This is a genomic window from Streptomyces sp. NPDC031274 (assembly GCF_055570235.1).
Genome location: NZ_JBVIHP010000196.1, coordinates 1 through 1,534, shown reverse-complemented (window position 1 = coordinate 1,534; position 1,534 = coordinate 1). Strand labels below are relative to the sequence as shown.

1 protein-coding gene and 1 pseudogene are annotated in these 1,534 nt (G+C 75.4%); one reads left to right on the top strand and one right to left on the bottom strand.

The genetic code is table 11. The features are described 5' to 3' along the window. A pseudogene (locus ACZ5CR_RS44905) lies at positions 1 to 75 on the top strand (class E sortase); the annotation flags it as partial. A gap of 55 nt (positions 76 to 130) precedes the next feature. Here ACZ5CR_RS44905 and ACZ5CR_RS44900 read toward each other — a convergent pair. After that, positions 131 to 1,534: MFS transporter (locus tag ACZ5CR_RS44900; protein ID WP_468869366.1), on the bottom strand; the 1,404-nt coding region annotated here is incomplete at its 5' end.

Below are 1,534 nucleotides of genomic sequence, written 5' to 3'. Positions count from 1 at the left end.
ACCTGCACCCCCGAGTACACCTCCAAGTACCGGCTCATCGTGTGGGGGAAGCTGCAGTCCATGCGGCCCAGGTAGGGCGACAGGCAGCCCCCCCGCCGTCAGCGGCCACGCCCCCGCAGGGCCAGCACCGTCACCGCCCCCGCAGCGCCAGCACCGTCCCCGCCCCCACCACCCCCAGCACCGCCGACACCACCAGCGCCACCTGCGCCCCATGCGCCAGTGAGCCCGCCGACGTCGATACCGCGATCATCAGCGCCACCCCCGCCGCCGAACCGATGTACCGCGCCGTGTTGTTGGCGCCCGAGCCCATCGCGGCCCGGTCGGCCGGGACGGAGGACACGGCCAGCAACGGGAGCGCCGCGTTCAGGAAGCCGCTGCCCGCGCCCGAGATCGCGAGGCCGGGGAGGAGCAGGGGCCACGGGCCCGCGTCCACCGCGGGCAGCATCGTCAGGACCGCCGCCGCGTGCAGCGCGAAGCCCAGGGCCAGTTGGTGGCGGGGTGAGACCTTGCCCGCCAGGCGGCGTGCCTGCAGGGCCACCAGGAACGACGTACCCGACCAGATCGCGAGCAGGAGCGCCGTGGCCATCGCCGACATGGGGAGCGTCTGCTGGAGCAGCGTGGGGAGGTAGCTGAACAGGGCGATCACGGCGAAGCCCGTGAAGAAGCCGCCCGCCGATGAGGCGAGGAACGGCGCCTGGCGGAGCAGGGCCAGGTCGAGCATGGGGGTCGGGGATCTGCGTTCCACCGCCGTGAACGATGCGAGCAGAGCGGCTGCCGCCACCAGCAGCGCCGCCACCGGCGTACGAAGCCAGCCGTCCCTGCCCAGCGTCAGGGCCGCCACCAGCGCCACCAGCGCAAGGCCAAGCGTCAGCGCCCCGGCCAGGTCAGGGCGGCCGGCGCGGGGAGCGCGTGATTCCGTCAGGGTGCGTGGGGCGATGGCTGCCACCACCAGCGCCGCCGTCCCCAACGCCACGTACGACCAGCGCCAGTTGGCCAGCGAGGCCATGGCGCCCGCGAGCACCGGGCCCACCGCGATGCCGCCGCTCACGAACGCTCCCCAGATGCCGGTCGCCCTGATCCGGCCCGGCCCCGCCGGGAACGCGTGCACCAGCAGGCCGAGGCTGGCCGCCAGGATCGCCGCGCTCGCCGCGCCCTGTGCCACGCGGGCGAGCGTGAAGAGCCACGTCGAGTCCGCGAGCGCGCCGAGCGCCGTGGTGATGCCGAGCGCCACCGTCCCGGAGAGGAAGATCCGGCGCCGGCCGTAGTCGTCGGCGAGGCTGCCCGCCACCAGGAGCAGGGCGGCCAGGCCCAACGGGGTGCCGTTGAGCAGCCAGGCCTGGGCGGAGAGCGGGGTGTGCAGGGACGCGGCGGTGGCGGGGAGCGTGACCATCGGCGCGGTGTACGTCATCAGGGCCACGGCGGTGGCGGCGCTGGTGACGGCGAGTGTGGCGGCGGGGCGCGGCCGGGCGGCCGGGGCCCCTGCCGCCCTGGGTGGCGAGGGGACTGCGGGGACTGCTGTGCGTTCCCGCCGTGG